Source organism: Gilliamella sp. LMG 34359 (assembly GCF_984569085.1).
The window spans coordinates 2,584,388-2,603,830 of sequence record NZ_OZ474906.1 but is presented as its reverse complement, the minus strand read 5'-3'; the positions used below and the strand labels follow the sequence as shown (position 1 = coordinate 2,603,830).

Annotated in this window: 13 protein-coding genes; 7 read left to right on the top strand and 6 right to left on the bottom strand. The window is 35.9% G+C overall.

The window, feature by feature from the left end:
• The first annotated feature begins 19 nt into the window (after positions 1–19).
• Complete coding sequence (gene ycaO / locus AC5LXV_RS12015) at positions 20–1,780, top strand: 30S ribosomal protein S12 methylthiotransferase accessory factor YcaO (protein ID WP_493466567.1); 1,761 nt, start codon at positions 20–22, stop codon at positions 1,778–1,780.
• Between the two features lie 473 nt (positions 1,781–2,253).
• A complete protein-coding gene (locus tag AC5LXV_RS12010) occupies positions 2,254–3,210 on the top strand; it encodes a carbohydrate kinase family protein (RefSeq protein ID WP_493466566.1) in 957 nt (318 codons plus the stop codon).
• Positions 3,211–3,694: 484 nt separating this feature from the next.
• Here AC5LXV_RS12010 and AC5LXV_RS12005 read toward each other — a convergent pair whose 3' ends face one another.
• Positions 3,695–4,525: a shikimate 5-dehydrogenase gene (locus AC5LXV_RS12005; protein ID WP_493466565.1), complete on the bottom strand. Its 831-nt coding sequence runs from the start codon at positions 4,523–4,525 to the stop codon at positions 3,695–3,697.
• Positions 4,526–4,598: 73 nt separating this feature from the next.
• Between AC5LXV_RS12005 and AC5LXV_RS12000 the strand changes: the two genes are divergently transcribed.
• Positions 4,599–4,967: a nitrous oxide-stimulated promoter family protein gene (locus AC5LXV_RS12000; RefSeq protein ID WP_493466564.1), complete on the top strand. Its 369-nt coding sequence runs from the start codon at positions 4,599–4,601 to the stop codon at positions 4,965–4,967.
• 176 nt (positions 4,968–5,143) lie between these two features.
• Here the strand turns inward: AC5LXV_RS12000 and AC5LXV_RS11995 are convergent, their stop codons facing one another.
• The 5 genes from AC5LXV_RS11995 to AC5LXV_RS11975 are packed head-to-tail and all read right to left on the bottom strand — an operon-like array spanning position 5,144 to position 10,187.
• Positions 5,144–6,502 (bottom strand): FAD-binding oxidoreductase, encoded by a 1,359-nt coding sequence (locus AC5LXV_RS11995; protein ID WP_493466563.1) that lies wholly within the window; start codon positions 6,500–6,502, stop codon positions 5,144–5,146.
• Between the two features lie 13 nt (positions 6,503–6,515).
• Entirely contained in the window at positions 6,516–7,187 is a 672-nt protein-coding gene (locus AC5LXV_RS11990) for a methionine ABC transporter permease (RefSeq protein ID WP_493466562.1), read from the bottom strand.
• Positions 7,187–8,206: a methionine ABC transporter ATP-binding protein gene (locus AC5LXV_RS11985; protein WP_493466561.1), complete on the bottom strand. Its 1,020-nt coding sequence runs from the start codon at positions 8,204–8,206 to the stop codon at positions 7,187–7,189. Before AC5LXV_RS11985 ends, AC5LXV_RS11990 begins: the two co-directional genes overlap by 1 nt.
• A 2-nt stretch (positions 8,207–8,208) precedes the next feature.
• The gene (locus AC5LXV_RS11980; RefSeq protein ID WP_110433189.1) at positions 8,209–9,027 is read right to left on the bottom strand and encodes a MetQ/NlpA family ABC transporter substrate-binding protein; all 819 of its coding nucleotides are present in this window, start codon (positions 9,025–9,027) and stop codon (positions 8,209–8,211) included.
• The gene (locus AC5LXV_RS11975; protein WP_493466560.1) at positions 9,012–10,187 is read right to left on the bottom strand and encodes a pyridoxal phosphate-dependent aminotransferase; all 1,176 of its coding nucleotides are present in this window, start codon (positions 10,185–10,187) and stop codon (positions 9,012–9,014) included. Before AC5LXV_RS11975 ends, AC5LXV_RS11980 begins: the two co-directional genes overlap by 16 nt.
• 927 nt (positions 10,188–11,114) lie before the next feature.
• Here AC5LXV_RS11975 and AC5LXV_RS11970 point away from each other — a divergent pair.
• The 4 genes from AC5LXV_RS11970 (at position 11,115) to AC5LXV_RS11955 (ending at position 19,358) form a co-directional block, all read left to right on the top strand.
• Positions 11,115–12,458 (top strand): hypothetical protein, encoded by a 1,344-nt coding sequence (locus AC5LXV_RS11970; protein WP_493466559.1) that lies wholly within the window; start codon positions 11,115–11,117, stop codon positions 12,456–12,458.
• A 924-nt stretch (positions 12,459–13,382) separates the two neighbouring features.
• Positions 13,383–14,735: a hypothetical protein gene (locus AC5LXV_RS11965; protein ID WP_493466558.1), complete on the top strand. Its 1,353-nt coding sequence runs from the start codon at positions 13,383–13,385 to the stop codon at positions 14,733–14,735.
• A 777-nt stretch (positions 14,736–15,512) separates the two neighbouring features.
• Positions 15,513–17,057 carry a hypothetical protein gene (locus AC5LXV_RS11960; RefSeq protein WP_493466557.1) on the top strand — a complete coding sequence of 515 codons (1,545 nt, stop codon included), beginning with the start codon at positions 15,513–15,515 and terminating at the stop codon, positions 17,055–17,057.
• A gap of 810 nt (positions 17,058–17,867) precedes the next feature.
• Positions 17,868–19,358, top strand: coding sequence for a hypothetical protein (locus tag AC5LXV_RS11955; RefSeq protein ID WP_493466556.1), 1,491 nt, complete (start codon positions 17,868–17,870; stop codon positions 19,356–19,358).
• Positions 19,359–19,443: the final 85 nt, after the last annotated feature.

Below are 19,443 nucleotides of genomic sequence, written 5' to 3'. Positions count from 1 at the left end.
AGGTTTCCTTAAATTCAGTATGAAAACATTTATTCCCGGTAAAGATGCCGCATTAGAAGATTCCATTAACTATTTTCATCAACAACTAGATAAATATGATTTAGCCGTCAATGAGGCATCATGGCTTAACCCCGTGCCTAATGTTTGGTCGGTACATATCCAAAATACCCAATGTCCTCTCTGTTTTGCCAATGGTAAAGGTGCCAGTAAAAAAGCAGCTTTAGCGTCAGCACTTGGTGAGTATTTTGAACGACTTTCAACTAATTACTTTTTTTCTGATTTTTATTTAGGTGAAAAAGTGGCTAATGGTGAATTTGTTCACTATCCATCTGAAAAATGGTTCGCAATCCCGAAAGATAACAGCTTGCCAAAAGGATTATTATCACCCAATTTAATGAAGTTTTATGATCCGGATCATGAATTAACTGCGACCGATTTAATCGATCTACAGTCAAGTAATGGCGAACGTGGAATTTGCGCATTACCATTTGTGCAACAATCCGATGGCAAAACTATTTATGTACCTGTTAATTTAATTGCTAACTTATACGCTTCTAATGGAATGTCAGCAGGCAACACGCCAAACGAAGCACGCGTTCAAGGATTATCAGAAATATTTGAGCGTTATACTAAAAATAAGATCATCGCCGAAGCAATCAGCCTGCCAACCATTCCTGCTGAAGTACTCAATCGTTATCCAGCTGTGTTAGTGGCAATTGATGCGCTAGAAAAACAAGGTTTCCCCATTTACTGTTTTGATGCGTCTTTAGGCGGCGAATTCCCAGTTATCTGCGTAGTGTTATTTAATCCACAAAATGGGACTTGTTATGCCTCTTTCGGTGCACATCCTAATTTTGGTGTAGCCCTAGAACGAACGGTTACCGAGTTACTGCAAGGTCGAAGTCTTAAAGATCTGGATGTGTTTTCCCCGCCAAGCTTTGATAATGATGATGTGGCGGATTTAAGTAACTTAGAAACTCATTTTATTGATTCAAGTGGCTTAATCTCGTGGGATCTGTTCAATGAAAAATCGGATTATGAATTTGTAGACTGGGATTTTTCGGGTACGACCGAACAGGAATTTGCCAACTTAATGGCTATTTTTGATCATCATAAAATCGAAGTGCTTATCATGGATTACCAGCATCTTGGTGTTTATGCATGCCGCATTTTAGCTGTCGGTATGTCAGAAATCTATCCGCCGGAAGATCTATTGATCGCCAATAATAATATGGCGATCCACCTGCGTGAACTGATCCTATCCCTCCCTCAACAAAAACGTACGGCAAAACAATTATTGGCGATTATTGAACAATTGGATGATGAAGGTTTAGATGATTTTGCTCGAGTTCGTGAATTACTTGGCATTGCAACCGGTAAAGATAATGCGTGGTTAACCTTAAGAATTGGTGAGTTAAAAGCCATGTTGGCATTAGCGGCGGCTGATTTACCGCAAGCAAAATTGTGGATCGACTGGACGGTTGAAATGAACGAATCCATTTTCACACCGGAACGCAATCACGCTTATCGTTGTTTACAAACTTTAGTCAATTTTATTATTGAACGCGGAGAGAATCAATTTAGTGATTACCAAAAGGCATTTAATAAAATGTATGGAAAAGACTGTGTTGATGATATGTGGCAATATGCGACCGCTAAAAAACAATTTTTCGGTCTAACTGAGTCGAAGGATGCTCAGTATGACAATAATCCAATGGAACAATTTGCTATGCATCAAAAACTTTTAGCGGTTTATCATAAATTACAACAAACTATGTAACATGATGCCTTCTTATTAACGTAAAAAATGAGATAACCTAACCATAGTTATCATAACCGTCGTGAATCGTTATTAGTGATTATCTAATAGCGATTTTGGTTTGATATTTAGTAATAAAAGGAATATATTTGAGAGATATATCACAAAATTTAGTTTTTGTGCTTATCAAGCTTATCTAAATCACTTAATATAAAAACAATCCTTAATTGGATTATTCTATAACTGATAAATCAAATTATAGTTTTTTGAACATAATAAAGCCCTTTGAGGCATCGTTTTTTACTTAAAGCAATAAGTCTAATTTCCTTATTGCTTTTCATTTTTTCTCTACAATTTTTATCGCCAGCATAGTTAGCTAAAATATAATCAAGTTGAACAAAATTAAATCATAAATCGCTATATCATAAAAAACTAGATCAGATCATTTTTCAATTTTTAGTATTGTTTATTAACTTATCTATCGAGGCTAAATGATGACAATTCTTACCGTAGGTTTTGCTTGTTTAGATTTGGTTTGTGTTAGTTCCGCTAGTTTAGAACAAAGTGGTTTAAACTCATCAGCTAATATTGTGCGTAGTGGTGGTGGGGCATGTGCTAATGCGGCTTATTTACTCGCCCTTTGGGGGGAAAAGATTTATCACATTAGTCATTTAAACAACGATAATTATGCTAATCAGATTGTATCAGAACTTACCGATGCTGGTGTTAATACTGGGCAATTTATCTTTTCTGAAAAAATGGTTACGCCTTTAGAGGCTATCACCATTGATGAGAAAGCCGGAACCCATTCAGTGATATCTCACCGGTTAACCACACCGCCTAAGTTAACCATGGCGGAAAAGAATAAGCTTAACCATTTTATGCAAACCATGAATGGTCATAAACATGATATTGTTATCTTAATTGATGGATATGAGGCAGAATTAAGTGAATATCTCATCGATCATTTACTTAAAACTAAAGTGATTATGTGTATCGATAACCTATCTGATTCTAGCCTATACTTAGCGCAACATGCTGATTATTTAATTGTGACGGAAAAATTTGCCGGTGCATTTTTAAAATTAAAAAACTTTCGTCATCGAGAAGAGATTAAAAATGCGCTTAAAAGATTACGCAGTTTAACCAATGGCAAAGTTATTATTCGCTTGGACAAAAAAGGCTGCGCATATCTTGATCGTCAACAAGTGGTCATCATCCCAGCCTTTGAGAATCAATCATCTGATTACCTGATTGATGTCGCTATTTTTCAAGGTGCTTTTGCCTATGGGATTAGTTATGGTTGGTCTTTAGAAAAAACTATATTATTTGCCAACCTTTCACTTGCCGCAACTAATCAACAAAAAAGAGGGCGAAACGCAATGCCAAATTTGGTTGATATAAATCGTGTAGGGAAAAGCTTCAGTAACAAATTTACTCAATATTTTTAATGTATAAGTTAGCCTATTAACAGCCTATGTTGTTTTTATTTAGGCAATTTGAAAACACCAAAAAAAGTGTTCCTCTATTTTTTTATTTAAATAGCTTCTCTGGATTTTTTACTACTAACTGGCTTTTTAATTGATTGCCTTTAAGTTATTTTCGCTTTTCGGTATTATTTCTCAACGGCGACAATATCTAGATGAGGAAGGCGAATGAGTTTTTTCAAATGGCTAATATCGACCGAAGCTCCATCTTGTTAAAATCAGCTTTACTGAGTCATATTAACCAATTCTTCCAGTTGATTGATTATGGGCATGATAATATGCCCAAAGTATAACTATTAGTTTTTTACACCGTTCGATTTTGATTCCCGGATGTTATTAACAAATAGCTAGATGATACTCACCGCTCTTGAACATCAGCACTTTGTTACAACGTAGCGATTGATGCATCCCAGAGTATCGATAAGTTCTCAATAATTTTTCATCGCGACTAACCTTGTCTGGCAAACTCACCGGCTTGCTGGATGAGTTCATCATTAGGTGTCACGCCAGTGTATAAAATAAATTGTTCAACCGCTTGTAACACTGCAACATCTGCACCGGAAATAATGGTTTTATTTAACTTTTTGGCATATTTAATTAGTGGTGTCTCAACGGGTAGGGCGACTACATCAAATATAATATCCGCTTGGTTAATCATTGCTTCACTAAACGATAGTTGGTCTGCCTCAACGCCACCTTGCATGCCAATTGGCGTAACATTGATAATTAATTTTGCTTGTTCAGGAGTAATGGTTGATTCGTCCTTGACCCATTTGTAATGATAACGCTCAGCTAAAGCTTGGCCTTTCTCCTCATTCCGTGCACAGACAATTCCATATTTAAAACCTGCATCATAAAATGCACCAATTACAGCATTTGCCATCCCACCGCTACCTTTTAAAACAAACGGCGTATTATTACTTATATGATTGGCTTTAATCAGCTTCTCAACAGCAATATAATCAGTGTTATAGGCTTTTAGATAGTGGTCAGTATTAACAATGGTATTGACCGCTTGGATGGATTGTACTGAGACATCTAATTCATCAATAAATTCAATACAAGCTTGCTTATAAGGCATCGAAATTGCACAACCGCGAATCGACAATGCTTTGATACCATAAATCGCATCTTTTAAATTATTGGTGGTAAATGCTTTATAAAGATAATTTAAATCTAATTTCTCATATAAAAAATTATGAAAACGAGTACCAAAATTACTAGGTCTAGCTGAAAGTGACATACAAACCGTAGTATCTTTGTTGATAATTCTTGCCATTAAACAAAATCCTTGTGATTATATTAATTAATTTAGTATTCTAACATTTTTTCAAATTTAACTTTATCAAATTATGGTTGCAAATAATACTGGTCCCAAAATTACTCAAGAAAAAGCCACGGTAAGGGTGATGATGGCCCTTTATTGCCGCCAGAAACACCATACCCCGAAAAATCAGCTTTGTGATGAGTGTAATGATCTGTTGCAATATGCCATGCAACGTTTAACTATGTGTCGATTTGGTGAACAGAAAACCACCTGTGAACTCTGTCCAAAACATTGCTATCGCAAAGACTACAAACTAAAAATCAAAGAAGTTATGCGCTATGCCGGCCCTAGAATGATGCTCCATCACCCAATAATGGCTGTTAAACATCTCTATAAAAACTTAAAAACTATCTTGAAGAGATTTCGAGAAAAGCATTCAATTAAAACGAAATAGCATTAAGGAAAATATCGAAGGATAGCCTATTTTATAATCATTTCTTAATTCTGTTTATAACCTATTCTAACCATTAAAATCGTTGTAATGCTAATTTACATCACCATCTCAAACTTCATGATTGAGATAATGATGTTAATCAGATTAAATCATAGTTATATTAAATGATAGCTTTACTAAATGATAGTTGTATAGACCTGATTGTTCAGTAAGTTTTTAGGATCGAACTGCTGTTTGATAGCGCGCATAAGTTGGCGATTTGTTGCTGGAATGGCGTCGTTGTAATAACTAACTTTTGCGGTACCAATGCCATGTTCGGCTGAAGGTAAGCCACCAAGTTCCAAACATTTTTGATACAGTGCTTGATGGACTAGTTGCAGATCGCTTTGCCACTGATGGTCATCACGATCATCACGCAAAATACAGAGATGAATATTCCCATCCCCAGCATGACCAAAGGCTAACATGCGTACTTTGGTTTGTACTTCAAGCTGTTTGGTAAAGTTAATAAAATCGGCAATACGATTTATTGGTACCACAATATCAATCGGATCTTGCTGGGTTACTGCCTCAACCGCGCGCACTAATGAGCCGCGGATTGTCCAAATTTGATTGGTTTGCTTACTATCTTCGGCAACAAAAAAGTCACAATCACCTAAATTAGCCAATAATTGCTGGCGTTGTTGTTCGATGGTTTGCAGATCGGCGCCATCCAGCATAATAATCAAATAAGCTTGACTATTAGGTAGTGGGAATTGAAAACCCGAATACCGCTCGCCCCATTGTGCCACTTTACGCTCGACAAATTCTAACGCTGTTGGGGTTAGGGTATGCAGTACGGTGGTAATATTGGCAATGGCTTGTTCAATGGTATTAAAACCGACAATAAACGTTTGCGATACTTTCGGTTTAGCTATCAGTTTTAACGTACATTGAGTGATAATACCTAAAGTACCTTCACTACCAATAAACAGATGTTTTAAGGAAAGTCCGGTATTGTCCTTAACATTTTTGCTGCCAATAGTTAACACACTTCCATCAGCCATTACCACTTCGAGGGCTTGCACATAATCACGGGTCACACCATATTTTACTGCTCGCATGCCACCAGCATTGGTACTGATATTTCCGCCAACAGTAGCGGTTTTCGCGCCAGGATCGGGCGGATAAAATAGGTCATGTTGTTCGACAAACTGTTGCAGATCTTGCAGCAAAATACCAGGTTGTACGGTAACGGTAAAAGTTTGCTTATCTAGCTCAACAATATTAGTCATCAATGATAAATCAAGAATAATACCACCATTAGGAATGGTAGAACCAACCAAGTTAGTCCCCGCGCCACGAGTAGTAATATTCAAATTGTTTGCATTTGCAAATTTAACCACCTCAACCACTTCGGCAGTGGTTTTGGGGTAGACTAAAATATCAGCCTGACCGTATTTTAGCTGTAAACCATCAGTCAGGTGCGATGGTGGGATGGCATTTTGTAAGACGACACGTTGAGGGTCTTTAATAATATCTGTTAGTTTGTTCATGTTGAATTACCGACTATTTATAGCTTTTATCAAAGTGGTTGGCTAACTTGTCACCAAGGTATTGAATCACCATTACAATAAAAATAAGAATAACAACACATAAAATGAGCACTTCGGTCACATAGCGTTGATAACCATAACTGATGGCTAAGTCACCAATGCCACCACCACCTACAACGCCGGCCATTGAGCTAAAGCTGATAAGTGAGATGGTGGTGACGGTTGCGTGACGAATTAATTGTGCCATCGCTTCAGGAAACAAAATGCCAAATATAATCCGCAGATGTGATGCTCCACTGGCTACCGCTGCCTCAATTACCCCTTTGTCAATTTGACTAAAGGCGTTTTCCGCTAATCTGGCATAAAAAGCGATAGCGGCTATCGAAAGTGGTAAGATCACAGCTTTAGGACCAACTGCGGTATCAACCAATAATGCTCCTAAAGGCAGTACTGTCACCATTAATATTAAAAACGGAATGGAACGAGTCGCGTTGACGACAAAATTAGCAATACTGTTGATGATTCTATTTTTGAAGAAGAATTGATTCGACATTAAAAACAGCACTAAACCGATTAATGTACCGATAATTAAACCGGTTAACAATGACCAACTTACCATAATAAATGTCTCGTAAGCGGCTTTCCATAACATTTGCGCTATTTCGGCAATGGTGAGTTTTATCATTAATTTATTTCCTCAATAATCACTTCTTGAGCTGCTAATTTGGTTATTAGATTTTCAATATTTGCCGGTTGACCAATGAGTTCAATCACTAAATTACCTAAAGCTTGGTTGTCGAAGTATTCAATAAAACCATGTAAAATATTAAATGCAACCTGCGTTTCAATAGCAGATTGATACAGTATTGGTTGGGTGGTGTTTTCGTTAATGTAACGCAAACGGACCAATTTACCTTTAACGTTTTGTTTGATGATATCCGGTAAATGAGTGTTTTCATCAATATTAAGAAATTGTTGCGTGAACGGTTGTTTCGGACAGGCAAAAAGGTTGAAGGTGCTATTCATTTCGACAATTTCACCTTGCGACATTACTGCAACCCGATGACAGATTTTTTTTACCACATCAATTTCATGGGTGATTAGTACAATGGTTAATCCAAATTCTTGATTGAGCTGTTTTAGTAGATCAAGTATTGCGCTAGTAGTGGTGGGATCTAATGCACTCGTTGCTTCGTCACACAATAGAATTTTGGCGTCATTAGCTAGCGCTCTGGCAATGCCGACTCGCTGCTTTTGCCCACCACTGAGTTCAGCAGGATAGGCACTAGCTTTATCACTTAATCCGACTAAAGCAAGCAATTCGTTGACTCTGTTTTTAACGGCATCGCCTTTTTTACCGGCAGCTTTAAGCACAAAGGCAATATTTTCATAGACAGTTTTCGATGATGCCAAATTGAAGTTTTGAAAAATCATGCCAACATGAAACCGAAACGCCTGTAATTCACGACCGCGTAAGGTTTGAATATCAACACCATTGATAATAACTTGTCCGCAAGAGGGTTCAGCAAGTCGATTCAGTGTTCTTACTAACGTACTTTTACCGGCACCGCTTGAGCCAATGATACCGAAGATTTCGCCTTGATTCACATCAAACGAGACCTTTTTAACTGCTTCAACTACTTGCTCTTTGGCTGTAAATTTTACTGAAACATTTTTTACTTGAATTAACGGATTAGTTTGCATAATTAAAATAACTGATAATCAGGTTTTTGGAAGGTATAGAAAATACCATTTTTATCATTAATCACTTGATTAAATTCAGGTGATTGCAGCACCTCAATAATGTCTTTACCTAAGCTATCTTTTGATTCAGCACGAATGGCAATAACATTTTTATGATCCTTATCTAATACTTCGTGATAAAGCGCTTTAGAAAGATCTAAACCAGCACCGATGGCATAATTACCGTTAACGACTGATAACGCAACATTGTCTAAAGAGCGTGGTGTTTGTGGTGCTTCAATTGGCACTATCTCTAAACCATAAGGATTTTCAATAATATCTTTAGGGGTTAAGTTATTTTTATCTACATTTGCATCAAGTTTAATTAATCCTGCTGCTTCCAAAATACGTAAAGCACGAGCTTCGTTAGTTACATCGCTAGAGATGGTCACTTGATCGCCCTGTTTTAATTGCGAAAAGTCAGTAATTTTGTTTGAATAAATACCGGCGCCAGCAGTCGGAACAAAGCCAATCGCAATAATGTCTAAGTTGCGAGCTTGTTTGAAGTTATTAAGATAAGTCAAATGTTGAAACAAATTAACGTCGATATCTTTGTTAGCTAACGCTAAATTTGGTTGAACATAATCGCTAAATTCACGAATTTCAATGTGGTAGCCTTTCTTCTCTAAACCTGGGGCGATAGCTTGTTTAAACATATCACCATAAGGACCAGCGGCAACGCCTACAGTAATTTGATTCTCTTTTTTAGCACTGTCACAACCAGTTAATACCAACAGTGAAGTTAAAATGGCTAAACTTGCCACAATTAATTTTTTAAACATGATAATTTTTCCTTAAGTTTGGAGAGTCTTTCTAAAGCTGCAATTAGCGTAGGTTCTTGTTTAGCGAAATGGAAGCGAATATAACGATATTCAGGATGTTTAAAAAAGGCCGACCCTGGCACTGCCGCTACGCCGACTTCTTTAATTAACCATTCACAAAATTCAAAATCAGTCTTAAATGGATTTAACGTTGAAATATCCACTAAAACATAATAAGCCCCTTGTGGCTCATAATAAGTAAGCCCCAAGTCATCTAATCCTTTTAAAAATAGACGACGCTTAGCGGTATAGGTTTCGGTTAATTGTTGATAATAATCATCCCCTAATGCTAACCCGGCACAAGCCGCTTTTTGCAATGGTGCAGCTGCACCAACGGTTAGAAAGTCGTGGATCATCTTACAACCATCAATAATTCTTTTATCGGCAATAATATAACCGAGTCGCCAACCAGTGATCGAATAGGTTTTAGACAACGAGCTACAGCAAATAGTACGCTCTTGCATATTGGCAAAGCTGGCTAAGTAAAGATGTTGATGTGGAGCATAAACCATATGCTCGTAAACTTCATCGGTAATAATATAGGCATCAAATTCAATCGCTAATTGGCTAATATATTCAAGCTCACTCTTAGTGAACACCTTGCCACAAGGATTGCTAGGATTACATAGAATTAGCGCCTTTGCCCCTTGCTCAAACGCTTCACGAAGTTGTTGCTTATCAAATTCAAAGGTAGGTGGAATGAGTGGCACATAGATTGGCGTCGCATCTGACAAAATAGCATCAGCGCCGTAATTTTCATAAAACGGTGAAAAAATGATAACTTTATCTTTCGGATTACAAACCGTCATCACCGCGCACATCATCGCCTCGGTACTACCGCATGTTACCAACACATTCTCATCGGGATTGATATCAATCTGCATTAATTTTTGTTGCTTTTTAGCTAACAAACGCCGAAACTCAGCCGAGCCCCAAGTGATTTCATACTGATGAGGGCCGTAATCAGCAGCTTGTTTTAACGCATCGATTAACGGTTTAGGTGGATCAAAATCGGGAAATCCTTGTGACAAATTGATAGCTTGATATTGGTTAGCGATCCGAGTCATCCGACGGATAACCGAATCTGAAAAGTGATCGAGTCGATTGGCTAGTTTATGCATTGTTTTTTATATATTAAAATTATGAGGTCGAAAATTATAATATAAAATCTTTATTAAACCGTTAAATAATATATTTATATATCGTTATACTTTTTTCTTATAACTCAGTTAAGTTAAAAGTTAGATATGGTACATCTACACTTTTTCATAGAATAAAATTAAATGGAAACGGTTTATTTAATGCCAGCAATGTTAAATAACCTAATAATAAAAGTTATAATATTACAAACCGATAAGCCTATTTTGCCACTTTTATCTAATTTAAATTAAAGGTAATAACATCAGCTTTCATGTCCACGATAAAATATGACATCAACTTATACTCTACAACTCATTCAGGGAAGGGAGAGCTTATTAATAAAATCTTTCTATCTAAAAATCATTGATATAGGTTCGTTTTCTGGTTATTCGATTTTATCCTATTTGGTTTTTGGGGATCAGTTTATTTTTATAACTTATAGAGTAGGTTGTTTAATTTATTTAACTTTTTATTTTTTTGAAGAAAAACTGAATAATGGTAAAAAAAATTCTGTTTATAAAAAGCTTAGTTGTTCCAATTCATTAGTCAGTTCTTTACGATAGTTAACAAATAAAAATAAAAAAATGTTGCATAGTGTTTTTTCAGTCACTATACTTTTTTAACCGTTTATTGCAAACGGTTAAAATTTGAACAATAAATATAAAGTGAAAATAAATCATATAATTACTTGACAGGGCTGTCGAAATGCATTATAATTTTCAACACACAACACACAACACACAACATGGACAACCTATAATTTAACGTCGTTAAAGTTAAACTCGCAACTTTTATTTTTCGCTCCAATTAAATTTTTATCGAAATTTCATGGAATTCAGCGAAACTTATCGGTATTGTGGCATGATTCCTTTTTATCTCAGCAGATCTTTTTAGGGTTCTCATTGTGCTTGTTGTTAATAACTTCCTATTCGAGCCTTGCTTTAACTTCTAAAACTACGAATATAATTAATGGCAATTCGCCATATTTAACTTTCGACAATGGTCGCACCCGAATAACAAACACCGACGGTTTGCTCGGAATATCCCTTTCGAATGGTGATATATATACGCCCACAACCAATAATTCAAGTTTAGTCAATCCTATCGTTTTACCTACTGCCGGTCAGAGCTTTGCGGATATTGCTATGTTAGTGCCAACAAATACAGATTCTGTCGCATTAAGTTCACTTATTGATACACCTTATAACTATTGGGGGGATGACGATGGCGATGGTCAAGGGGGGAATGGTATCACCGCTACGGGTAGTTTAAGCTTATCCATTGTCGATAAAAATAATCAAGCTGTTACCCGTAATGAAGTACTGGCTATCTGTAACGCGCCTTATAAATTAACCTTATCAAATACTGAAGGGATATTAAAAACACGTTATGGGGTTCCTAATGAAAGTCGTTTTACGGCAGGTAATGTCAGTTATTATATTAATCCTAAGGCATCGCCTTCGGTCTGCTTTGCTAGACCAATTTTAATTAATGGAAGTGGTTATTATGCAGGTCTGGATTCTATATGGAATCCTGATAGGGGTTTTCTTCCACAGTCGGTTATGCCTTCATCTTACGATTCAAATTTTCCTACTACTGGTGCAAATAATTTGTATTTTGATTTAGAAATAGGTGGTATTAATCAGCCCTTATATTGGGCACCAGTTTCTCACGGTGGTATTACGGCAACTATGACTAATTCAACTAGTAATAACGTTCGCGTTACGCTAACCGGCCCAGTAGCAAAGCCATTGCAATGGCAATCAGATAATCCAGGCGAAATCGACAGACCATCTTTACCTCAGGTATTTGAGTTAGTTGGTCGTGATAGTCATGGTAATGCCGTCGTCAAATATGGATTTGAGTTAAAGCAGTGGTTCGTAAATCGTGGTCATCAGGAATTTGATTATCCTAATATATTATCTTGGTGTGCTAATATTAAATACCGCATGCCTAATGTTAAGGATCTAACTAATACGTCTTGTCAAGGAGCGAATTCAGGTTATTGGTGTGAAGGTGTAGTTGGTGCTACACCTTCATCACCTAATAATTATTACCAGCGTCGCATTGGTGGGGGATTCTTTGCAGAGTGGGGATCTGTGTCTTATTACGACTCTGCTGAATTCAATTATTATGCTTATTGGACGAGTGATGTGCAGAGTACAAGTAATCACCAGTTTGTTGTTAGCTCGAACAGTGGTAATGCAGCTCGCTATACATCCATCGACCATGGAATTTGTGCCTATCCTTAATTAATTTTTTAATGTTTAAATCGAGACTGACGCAGTATGAGCTGGAAAAATTGCGTCAGTTCGCTAGATAATAATTGACTTACAAAAACGATTTCGTGACATTAATGTAAATTATCGACACTAATTGGATAAATTTATTTTTTGAGGAATAGTTTTTTAATAAATTTTTTTAATTAGTTAATATCTACTGATGGCATAGACTGCTTGATTCATTTCTACAAATGAATAACCTAATTTATAAATTACAAAATGAATGTAATTAGCAACAACTTTTTATTAATCCTTATTCTAAAAAATTAATGTATTAAGAATAATATTTAAATTGTTTAACTCTATATTTTTAATGAATAAACAAAGGTTTATGACATGGGTTTCTTGACAATTTTTCTAAAAGATAACCTTTTTTTAAGGAATGAGGAAAAAAGTAATTAACAACAATTTTCTATTGTTATTATTCTAATAAGTTGCAGTATTTAAAGCTAATGTTTAGCTTTTTTAGCTTCAATGGCATTAAATAAACCGTTACCACTTAATCCTTTTATATGAGAAAGTTAATTATACCAATCTTTTTGTCTGTTCTTTACGATAGTTAACAAATAAAAATAAAAAAATGTTGCATCGTGTTTTTCCAGTCACTATACTTTTTTATCCGTTTAATGTAAACGGTTTAAATCTAATTGATTAGTGTGAAAAAACATATAATTCAAAAGATTATTTGATGGAACAGTCGAAATGTATTATGGTTTTAATCAGGCAATTTGGTCAGCTTATAATATAACTTTCCCAAAGTTTAACTCGCGACATTTATTTTTCACCTTAATTTATTTTTTATCGAAATTGCACCAGATTATGCAATTTTTTTCACGACAATTCTTATATCATTCCTTTTTATTTCTGCATATTTTTTTAGAATTCGCATTTGTCTTGTTATTAATAACTCCCTATTCTAGCCTAGCCATAACCGCTAATACTTCGAATATAATTAATGGTAATCCACCATATTTAACTCTCGACGGTGGCCGCAGCCAAATAACAAATACCGACGGTCTGCTTGAGATATCCCTTTCGAATGGCGATAAATATACTCCCTCAACTAATAATTCAAGTTCAGTCAATCCTATCGTTTTACCCGCTGTAGATCAGAGTTTTGCGGATATTGCTATGTTAGTGCCAACGAATGCTGATTCTATTGCATTGAGTTCACTTATTGATGCGCCTTATAATTATTGGGGTGATGTTGATGGCGATGGTCAGGGGAGAGATGGTATTACCGCTACTGGTAGTCTAATGTTATCCATTGTTGATAAAAATAATCAGCCGGTATCACGTAATACAGTGCTTACTATTTCTAACGCACCTTATAAATTAACATTATCTAATACTAATGCTATGCTAAAAACACGTTATGGTGTACCTAATGAAAGTCATTTTACTGCGAGTAATGTCACTTATTATATTAATCCTAAGATATTAGCAATGATTAGTTTTGCTAAACCGGACATGAATAAAAGTTCAGGTAATTTTGCTGGCCCTGCTACCATTTGGCACCCTAATAAGGGTTTTCTTCCTCAGTCAGTTACGCCATCGTCTTATGGTTTAAACTTCCCGACTACTGGTGCTAATAATTTGTATTTTGATTTGAATATTGTTGGTAGTAATCAAGCATTATCTTGGGCGGCAGTTTCTCATAGTGTTATTACTGCTACTATGACCAATTCAACAAATACCAGTGTTCGCGTCACCCTAACTGGTCCTGTTGCTACACCAACGCAATGGAATTCAAGTAATCCGGGGAATATCGATAAACCATCTTTGCCTCAGGTATTTGAGTTAGTCGGTCGAGATAGTCGTGGTAATGATGTCGTCAAATATGGATTTGAGTTAAAACAATGGTTTGTCAACCGTGGTTCTGATAGATACGACTATTCTAATACATCATCTTGGTGTGCCAATATTGGATACCGTACACCTAAGGTTAATGATCTAACTAACGCGACTTGCCAAGGAACTTGGGCCGGAGGGCTTTATCCCTGCCAAGGTGCTGTAGGCGCTACACCTTCGTCACCCAATAATCATTATCAACGCCGTATTGGAGCCGGGTTTTTCACGGAGTGGGGGTTCATGCCGGCTTACCCTAATGCCAGCTTCGGTCACTATCATTATTGGACGAGTGATGCTACCGGTCTTGACCAGTTTTCCGTTGGTTCATACCATGGTACCGTGGCTATAACTCCCACTAGTTCGCGCGACATTATTGGTCTTTGCGTCTATCCTTAGTGTTAATTTCTTAGTTTTTAATCCTTGGTTAAAGTGAGCTAAATATAGGGAAAACTAAAGTTAGTTTGTTAGAAAATAATTACCTTGCAAAAGCAATTGCCTTGACGAAGTTAGTAGTAAAAACAATGGTCTGGCGTCAGTGAGAATCATCCATCATCCATCATCAATAATTTGGTTAAATTTATTTTTGAGGAATGATGTTTTTAGTAAATATTTTTAATCAAAAACATCGGCTGACCGTATAGAGAACTTGATTCTTTTTACAAGAATAACTTAATTTATAAATTACAAAATGAATGTAATTAACAACAGTTTTTTATTACTATTTATGCTAAAAAATTAATGTATTGGCAATCATATTTAAATCGGTTAACTCTATATTTTTTCTTAAATGAATACTGATTGACGATATGAGGCTCTTGACTATTTTTACAAAAAAATAGCTTATTTTATAAAATGCGGAAAAAATGTAATTAACAATAATTTCTATTGTTATTATTCTAATAAGTTGCAGTATTTAAAGCTAATGTTGAGCTTTTTTAACTTCAATGGAATTAAATAAACCGTTACCACTTAATTCATTTATAGGGAAAGCTTAATTATACCAATCATTTTGTCCATTATTTACTATAGTTTACAAATAAAAATAAAAAAATGTTGCATCATCTTTTTACTGTCACTATACTTTTTTTAACTGTTTAATGTAATCGGTTAAAATTTAAATAATAAGTACAAAATCGCAGATAAATTAATGGAATAGCCGACAGGATTGTCAAAATGCATAAAGATTTTAAAAACGAAACATGGACAACCTATAATTTAAATTCGCTAAAGCTAAGCTCGCAACTTTTATTTTTTACTTCAATTAAATTTTTATCGAAATTTCATGGAATTCAGCGAGATTTATCACCATTCTGGCTTCGTTCCTTTTTATCCCGGCAGATCTTTTTAGGGTTCTCATTTTGCTTGTTGTTAATGACTTCCTATACTAGCCACGCGTTGGCGTCTAAAACTTCGAATATAATTAATGGCAATCCGCCCTATTTAACCTTCGATGGTGGTCGAACACGTGCGACTGATACCGAAGATCTACTTGGAATATATCTCTCTAATGGTGATAAATTTACCCCCACAACTAATAGTTCAAGTTTAACCGAACCAATTGAGTTACCTGAAGTTGGTCAGGGTCTTGCCGATATTGACATGTTTGTGCCAACGAATGCAAACTATATTAATTTAAATACACTTGTTAATCCTCCCTATAATTATTGGGGTGATGATGATGGCGATGGTGATGGTGCTAATGGTATCTATGCTAATGGTAATTTAAGATTATTAATTGCTGATAAAGACAATCGAGTAGTTACACGTAACCAAGAAATCTCTATTTGTAGAGCGCCTTATAAATTAACATTATCTTATAGTGGGGGTAAATTAATAACACGATACGGTGTACCTAGAGAGACTCTTTTTAGTTCAGGTAGTACCATATATTATATTATTCCTAAGGTGGTATCTCCAATGCTCTGTTTTGCTAAGCCTAATTTAGAATATGGTTCACCAAATGATTACAATCACCGTGAATTTGCTGGTCCTGCTTCCATATGGGATTATCGGAATGGTTTTCTTATCCAATCATCTGTTCCGTCCTCTTACCATTTAAACTTTCCTACAACTGGCGCTAATAATTTGTATTTTGATTTATATATAGGACGTGTTAATCAAGCTCTTTTTTGGGCACCAGTTTCTCGTGATGGTATTACGGCTACTATGACCAATTCAACAAATACTAGCGTGCGAGTCACCTTAACTGGTCCTGTTGCTACACTATCGCAATGGAATTCAAGTAATCCGGGAAGCATTTCTAAGCCATCTTTGCCTCAGATATTTGAGTTAGTCGGTCGTGATAATGATGGTAACGCGGTTGTCAAGTATGGCTTTGTGTTAAAGCAATGGTATGTCAATAGTCCTAGGTATCTCACTTATTCTCTTACATCTTCATGGTGCGATAATATCGGATACCGTCTACCAAAGGTCAGTGATTTAACTAATGCGACAGCTCAAGATGTTGTTGGCGCTATGCCAGCATCATCTGGAAATCATTACCAGCGTCGTATTGCTGCCGGTCTATTTACGGAGTGGGGAAGAATGGATCAATATAAGAGTGCTAACTTTGCCGGAGGCTTAGAAGATAGGTCTTACTATTGGACAAGCGATATCAATGGTCGTTACATCGGTACTGTTGATCCAAAAACGGGTTTAGTGCTGTCGCAACGTTCTTCCGATTTCTCTGGAAACCACGTACTCTGCGTATATCCTTAGCACATGTTTCATTGTTCTTAATCCATATATTTGAGCGCTAAGGAGGGGAAATATAGAGTTAGTTTGCTTGAGAATAATTGCCTAGCAAAAGCAATTGCCTTGACGAAGTGAGTAGTAAAAACAATGGTCTGGCGTCAGTGAGAATCATCCATCCTCAATAATTTGGTTAAATTTATTTTTGAGTTAGTAAATATTTTTAGTCAACAAACATCGTCTAACGGTGTAGAGAGCTTGATTCTTTTTAAAAGAATCACTTAATTTATAAATTACAAAATGAATGTTATTAACAACAGTTTTTTATTACTATTTATGCTAAAAAATTAATGTATTCACAATCATGTTTAAATCAGTTAACTCCATATTTTTATAAAATAAATATTGGTTGACGATATGGGGCTCTTGACTATTTTTACAAAAAATAGCTTATTTTATAAAATGCGGAAAAAATGTAATTAACTACAATTTTCTATTGTTATTATTCTAATAAGTTGCAGTTTTTAAAGCTAATGTTTAGCTTTTTTAACTTCGATGGCATTAAATAAACCGTTACCGTTTAATCCATTTATATGAGAAGGTAAATTATACCAATCTTTTTATCTGTTCTTTACGATAGTTAACAAATAAAAATAAAAAAATGTTGAATCGTGTTTTTCCAGTCACTATACTTTTTTAATCGTTTGATGTAAACGGTTAAGTTCAAATAGCAAGTGTAAAGTATAAATAAATCAAGATATTACTTGACAGGGCTGTCGAAATGCATTATAATTTTCAACACAGAACACAGAACATGGACAACCAACTAATTTAAATTTGTTAAAGTTAAGCTCGCAACTTTTATTTTTCACTCCAATTAATTTTTTATCGAAATTTCATAGAATTTCACGGAACTTATCACCATTCTGGCATCGTTCCTTTTTATCTCAGCAGATCTTTTTAGGGCTCTTATTTGGTTTATTATTAATAAGTTCCTATTCTAGCCGGGCTTTAACCTCTAAAACTACGAATATAATTAATGGCAATCCACCATACTTAACTTTTGATGGTGGTCGCACCCAAGCAACAAATACCGACGGTTTGCTCGGGATATCCCTTTCGAATGGTGATAAATACACGCCTACAACCAATAATTCAAGTTTAGGCAATCCTATTGTTTTACCTACTGATGGTCAGAGCTTTGCGGATATTGCTATGTTAGTGCCAACAAATACAAATTCTATCGCATTAGGTTCACTTATTGGCACGCCTTATAATTATTGGGGTGACGACGATGGCGATGGTCAAGGGGTTAATGGTATCAGCGCTACGGGTAGTTTAAATTTATCCATTGTCGATAAAAATAATCAAGTTGTTACCCGTAATGAAGTGCTGACTATTTGTAATGCCCCTTATAAATTAACCTTATCAAATACTGAAGGTACATTAAAAACACGTTATGGGGTTCCTAATGAAAGTCGTTTTACGGCAGGTAATGTCAGTTATTATATTAATCCTAAAGCATCACCAGCACTCTGTTTTGCAAAACCTAACTTGAATAATGGTACAGGTAATTATGCAGGTCCTGCTTCCATTTGGAACCCTGATAAGGGTTTTCTTCGCAAGTCTGTTACGCCATCGTCTTATGGTTTAAACTTCCCGACTACTGGTGCTAATAATTTGTATTTTGATTTAGATATTGGTGGTATTAATCAGGCCTTATCTTGGGCACCAGTTTCTCACGATGGTATTACGGCAACTATGACCAATTCAACTAATACCAGCGTTCGCGTTACCCTAACTGGCCCAGTTGCAATCGACTCGCAATGGAGTTCAAATAATCCGGATAATATCGATAGACCATCTTTGCCTCTGGTATTTGAGTTAGTTGGTCGTGATAGTCATGGTAATGCTGTCGTCAAATATGGATTTGAGTTAAAGCAATGGTTTGTTAATCGTGGTACTGATAAATATAACTATTCTAGTTTATCATCTTGGTGTACAAAAATTGGTTACCGTTTAGCTATGGTTAAAGATTTAACTAACGCAGCTTGTCGAGGAACTTATTCGGGGCCTCATTGTCAAGGTGCTGTCGGTGCTATACCTTCGTCACCTGTTAATCATTACCAGCGGCGCATTGGATCAGGTTTCTTCACGGAGTGGGGGACATTGACCGATTATACTGGTGCCAACTTCGCCAACACTCCCTATTGGACAAGTGATGCGTTTAGTTCGAATAATCTGTTTTTTGTTGTTAGCACGTACTTTGGCCATGTAGCTAGCTTTGGTACTAGTGATACAACCAACGGGGTTTGCGTCTATCCTTAGCATTAACTCCTTAGATCTTAATCCATAAGCAAGTGAGGAGGTAGGAAAAATAGAGTTAGGATTCTAAAGAATAATTGCTTTACAA